Source organism: uncultured Chitinophaga sp. (genome assembly GCF_902168175.1).
Classification (GTDB): Bacteria; Bacteroidota; Bacteroidia; order Chitinophagales; family Chitinophagaceae; genus Chitinophaga.
The window spans coordinates 1-5,076 of record NZ_CABHOU010000107.1 but is presented as its reverse complement, the minus strand read 5'-3'; the positions used below and the strand labels follow the sequence as shown (position 1 = coordinate 5,076).

The window sequence follows — 5,076 nt, the reverse complement described above, 5'->3', positions numbered from 1 at the left end:
TCATTATCAATAGTTCCTTTTCTACCTGCGTCAAAGGGAATACGTTTAAGTTCCAACAGGTAACTGCAGGTGTTGCCTGTATATACAACAAAGCCACTATCTCCGCCTTGCAGCGTATCTACAAGCACGTGGAGGGCCTCACTCATTTCTTCTTTGGAGGTGGCTACAAATAGCCTGGTGTCGGGGGGATGTATCGATTTCATAGAGGTGGGTTTGTAAATGTCGTACGAAGCGTGGAAAAAAGCAGGCGGCTGTTTGCCACCTGCCTTCTCCACCGGGTTTAAGTTCCCGGCTTATCTCCTTAAGGGTGATGTTACACGCTTTTTTGGGGGTATTTCCTGATGGATATTAAAAAACATGCTTAATATGATTTAATGCGAACCCTTAGCCGTTATCAGCATATGGATATACAGTTTCAGTTATTGAATAAATGATATTGAAATGCCGCAGGCTATTATGCCCACGTCGGTTATACATTGTTCGGATAAATTGCTGGCTAAATCGGGGGTGTTTTTACGGGTGTAAAGTAAAGTCGTTATGCAGGGATTTGGCGTTAATTATTTGTTAATCAGGTAGGGTAGGGAATGTTGTTGCCACGACAAAGGCAGGCATAAAACTGCCTGCCCCTGCATCTGTACAAAGTTTAAGGATCTCAATGGTAGCGCGTTTTCACTAGCTTAATAGCTATGGTGTAATGCCCATCGTGCCCAGTGTTTTATTAAACTGTATGTTAAAGCCTCCCTTCTCGGAATAGTAATAACTTTCCTTATAACGGTCGTATTCGATAGGTGCCCCCAATTCCCTCATCATCTTCAGGAATTCGTACAGGGTACGTTCAGAAATACGCAGCCGTTTGGCTAACTGGGCAGGTTTGCCGGTTCCTTTGATCCGTATCAGGTAATCAATTGTCTGGAGTCGTTCAAAATATCGCTTTGGCATATATAGGGGGTTAATAGTGGCCAATGAAAAATAAGTTACTCATAACGCAAGCTTTTAAGGTGGTTAAAATCAGGTGCAGGATTGATGGAAGTTTAATAAACCCGCGCCTTTTTTCTGTACCGTTGCAACCTCGTCGCAGCGGTAACATGCCCGCCTTGCAGTACTGCTCATCGCCGGCGGACTGTTGTAAGCCGGATTGATTTTCGGATGAATGGTTTGATGTGTCATGTGTATCTGTTTAAAATAAATACCGGTTAAAGACTGATAAACACGTCCGGTAGCCGGGGTGAAAAAAAACAATGTATCGTATATGCAATTGGATAATACACAATGATGTACAGGGCTGTTGGCGAAACAGTCTTTCTGCTAATGGAGTATGGGTAACTAACATCATATAAAATGTAACCAGTTATTGTGTCTCTTCTACATTGTCAAAAAAACATACGCAGAACAAGGGGTACCTTTTCCAAACATATGCTCACTATCATACACACTGCAGGGTTGATACAGTTAACTGACGGTTTGTCTAAGCTTTATAATATAGGTCTGCGGCTTTTCTGCTGCCGCATTGTTATGTCTTCGCTAAAAGCGCAGGTTGCTGCGCCTTGATTTCATCCGCTGAAATTAAGGAATGGGAATGCAACGCCTTCGCAGTGGTAAATGCATCTCTATTGCATAGTTTGGTCCAGACCTGGCGTTAAGTCCTCCCAGCTTGGGTTGGCAGACAAAATGAGGCTAACCTGGTTGATGAGCGTGTCGTTAAAAATTTCATTCCTTCGTCCAATACCGTCTGATAAGCCTTCGTAATATTCCAGGTATACCAGTTTCTCCATATTAATGCCTTCAGGTAGTTCCTCTATCTGGCCTCTGCGGTGCATCTCTACGTCGCGGCTAAGATTATTTGTAAGCCCTACGAACAGCAGCGAATGAGCATCGTCTGTCATAATGTAAACGTAGAAGTGGCGGGCAAAAGCCGGTATAGCCTTGTTCTTTTCGCCATAGGTTAGTTCCTTGCGGATGTTAATTTGCATGCTATGTTGTTTATGCCTGAGCTAAATCGTAATGTGGCAGCCGTTCCCTCTTCAGTGCTTCTGTTGCACACGGCTCCCATGGCGTTCTTAAGGATAATAGCAATTCAAATACAGCCCTTTGTTACTTAGCGGGCACTTTTGGTTGATATCAGTATGTACGGGTTACGGTTAATAGCTTCGCTCCAGCCAACGCCGCCTGTTTGCAGCGGCTTTACAAAAAAAGCAACCATTCACCTTAAGGTAAATGGCTGCAATAAAGTAATAGTTAACCTGGAAAAAAGAGCTTAAACCGGCCGGGCGTTTTATGCCAAACCGGTGAACAATAGTAGCATTTATTTTGGCACTTCTTTGTTAATGGGTTGTTAAGCGGAGGCGAGTGTGGCATCGCGGCCCGAATTTACAGGACTGTGTGGGAACTAGCCGTATTGAGCTTTGCGAATGCACTCCTGTAGCGGGAAGTGGCTGTTAAGTACTCGTTAAGCGTTGCTGCTGGCTAAAATGAAAACAGCCGCCTGAAGGCAGCTGTTTGTGTTCAGTAAGCAAACGGGTGATAACCGGCCTGCTTTAATATTGTGGATTTTATAAATGCAGATGCACAAGTTATGTTTATTTATCAATATGTATTTGTTAATTATTTGTTAACCAAATAGGGCGGCGAAGTAGGCTGGAAATCCGTAATCTATTGATTGTCAATTGTTTTATTACACTATGCTTTCGTACGGTACTAATTTGCAGTCCAGCGCAATGGTATGGTAGGCAGGCTTGTCGTCCATCCTTGGCATTAAATCCAGTAGAAGATTAACGGCTTTTTGCCCTAATAGTGCTGGTTGTTCCTCTATAGAGGCACACGGCGGATGGTCCATGTACTGTAGTAACTGATGGTTGCCAAAGCCGATCACTTTCACCTGGTCTTTTTTGTCCGGATAGTATTTCTTCAGCAGGTTCATGATCTCCAGTACGATCAGATCTTTAAATGCAAGTATCGCAGTGGGATAGTCTTCCTGCTGCATCCATGCATCCAGTATTTGTTTGTTGCGGTCGCGGCTAAAGTCGGTGTGTTTAATCAGCTCGGGATGTATCGGCATATTAAAGGCGCGGTGTGCGTCAAGATAACCGCTATGCCGTTCGCGGCTGGTGGCCATGGTTTCGGGGCCGTTAAGATGTGCAATGTGGCGGTGCCCCTGTTGTATGAAATAATCTACCGCCTGTTTGGCACCATCACGTACATTACTGATCACACAGTAGCTGTCATGCTGCCTTGGCTGCCGCGCAATATGGACTACCGGTATGTTCCACGCCTCCAGTGCCTGAAAGTGATTGAAATTCACGGTTTCCTTACTGGTTGCCACCAGCAAACCATCTACACGGTTCTTCTGCATAAACGACACCAGTTCTTTTTCACGCGCCAGCGAATCGTACGACTGGCACATGATGAGGTTGTACTGGTTCTTCATGGCTTCTATTTCGGCGCCGCAAAGGATGTTGGTGTAAAAATGATCGGTGAGGTGCGGCAGTATTACGCCGATGGTGCAGGTTTTCTTTTGTTTGAAATAAATGGCTGCCTGGTTGGGCACGTAGTTCAGCTTCTGGGCCAGCCGTTCCACTCTTTCTTTTGTATAAAGCCCGATACTGGGATGGTTATTAAGCGCTTTGGACACGGCAGACACAGATATGCCAAGCGTGCGCGCCATCTCTTTGATGGTGGGTGCCTTCTTTTCCATAGATCACATTATTGTAAGAAGTAAGTCACCAAAATAATATCATTTTGGCAGTGTTTCTAATATTTTTTCAGGTAATCGCTAAAGCGTTAGCAACAAGCCCACACTGCACCGTAGCGAACTGCTGCTTCAGGAATCACCTTCCTGGTAAATACCCGCGGATATTACCCTTTGCTGGTGTTTTTTTAACAGTGGTTTTTAACAGTGATAAAATTAGTATATCGATGTAATTAAGGGTTTACGCTGTGCTTACGATGCAGGAACAGTGCCCGCGTTATCATTATGTCGTAAACACAATTATCTTGCAGCCAGTTAAGATATTTATGCGGTCTATGTTCCTGGTCTGTTTAACGGCCGGCGCTGCCGTATTTAAAATGTTCACATAAGAGTAGTCACATCAATCGCAGCTGCCTATCCAGGCGGTGGCTTATTTTACATGATCTGATCTGATCTATGTTTGGTGGCTTACTGATCATTTATTAACCGTTCATCAATAAGCGAAAATAGCGCCAGTCATGAGCAAAAAAGTATACGGTGCTTAACGGCCTTTCACTAATTTGCGGTAGTGATCTGATAAAAATAAGCCGCAATACACGGCAATACGAAACACAATAAAATATTACGAGAATGTTCAAAAGCAGTTTAATGATTGCCTGTGCCCTATGCGCACAGGTGGCCTCGGCGCAGGTATCGAAAGATACGATTGCGTTAAAGTATGGCGCGCAATACACTGGCAAACGCCAGGACGATGCTATGCAGAAATGGCGTAGCAACAGGTTTGGCCAGTTTATTCACTGGGGACTTTATGCCATACCCGGTGGTATTTGGGAGGGTAAAACCTATAACTATGCAGCGGAATTCCTCAAGTCCAGCGCCCGCATTCCAAGTGCTACCTGGGACTCTTTAATGTACCAGTTTAATCCGAAAGGCTTTGACGCAAAATCCTGGGCAAAAATGGCGAAGAATATGGGCGTGAAGTACATGACCATCACCACCAAACACCACGAAGGTTTTTGCCTTTTCCCCAGCAAATACACTGACTTTACGATTGCCAATACGCCCTACAAAAAAGATATCCTGAAGGAAATTATTGATGCCTATAATGCAGAAGGGATCGATGTAAGTCTTTATTATTCCGTACTCGACTGGCATCACCCCGACTGGCGGTATGATATTAAGTCGGGTGCCGACAGTGTGGCATTTGCACGTTACCTCGACTTTGCGAAGAACCAGCTACGCGAACTGGCTACGAACTACCCAACGGTGAAAGGTTTTTGGTTTGATGGTACCTGGGATAATTCGGTGAAGAAGAATGGTAAATGGACGTATGATATTGAAATGATGCTCAAACAGGTGCGCCCGGGTGTGGTGGTGAACAGTCGCCTGCG

At 44.7% G+C, this 5,076-nt stretch carries 6 protein-coding genes; 1 reads left to right on the top strand and 5 read right to left on the bottom strand.

What is annotated here, in order from left to right; genetic code table 11:
• The 5 genes from QZT80_RS25835 to QZT80_RS25815 form a co-directional block, all read right to left on the bottom strand.
• Nucleotides 1–203, bottom strand: a 203-nt coding sequence (locus QZT80_RS25835) for a hypothetical protein (protein ID WP_295129125.1), incomplete at its 3' end; no start/stop codon positions are given.
• A gap of 481 nt (nt 204–684) precedes the next feature.
• The gene (locus QZT80_RS25830) at nt 685–939 is read right to left on the bottom strand and encodes an HTH domain-containing protein (RefSeq protein WP_295129123.1); all 255 of its coding nucleotides are present in this window, start codon (nt 937–939) and stop codon (nt 685–687) included.
• Nucleotides 940–1,008: 69 nt separating this feature from the next.
• Complete coding sequence (locus tag QZT80_RS25825; RefSeq protein ID WP_295129121.1) at nt 1,009–1,167, bottom strand: hypothetical protein; 159 nt, start codon at nt 1,165–1,167, stop codon at nt 1,009–1,011.
• Between the two features lie 440 nt (nt 1,168–1,607).
• Nucleotides 1,608–1,970: a hypothetical protein gene (locus QZT80_RS25820; RefSeq protein WP_295129119.1), complete on the bottom strand. Its 363-nt coding sequence runs from the start codon at nt 1,968–1,970 to the stop codon at nt 1,608–1,610.
• A gap of 701 nt (nt 1,971–2,671) precedes the next feature.
• Nucleotides 2,672–3,691, bottom strand: coding sequence for a LacI family DNA-binding transcriptional regulator (locus QZT80_RS25815; protein ID WP_295129117.1), 1,020 nt, complete (start codon nt 3,689–3,691; stop codon nt 2,672–2,674).
• Between the two features lie 624 nt (nt 3,692–4,315).
• On the opposite strand from QZT80_RS25815, the gene QZT80_RS25810 reads away from it, so the two are divergent.
• Nucleotides 4,316–5,076: alpha-L-fucosidase (locus tag QZT80_RS25810; RefSeq protein ID WP_295129115.1), on the top strand; the 761-nt coding region annotated here is incomplete at its 3' end.

What these genes read in the sequence shown, in the direction of transcription:
- QZT80_RS25820 (WP_295129119.1), bottom strand. Translation starts at nt 1,970, where the DNA reads ATGCAAATTAACATCCGCAAGGAACTAACCTATGGCGAAAAGAACAAG.
- QZT80_RS25815 (WP_295129117.1), bottom strand. Translation starts at nt 3,691, where the DNA reads ATGGAAAAGAAGGCACCCACCATCAAAGAGATGGCGCGCACGCTTGGC.
- QZT80_RS25830 (WP_295129123.1), bottom strand. Translation starts at nt 939, where the DNA reads ATGCCAAAGCGATATTTTGAACGACTCCAGACAATTGATTACCTGATA.
- QZT80_RS25825 (WP_295129121.1), bottom strand. Translation starts at nt 1,167, where the DNA reads ATGACACATCAAACCATTCATCCGAAAATCAATCCGGCTTACAACAGT.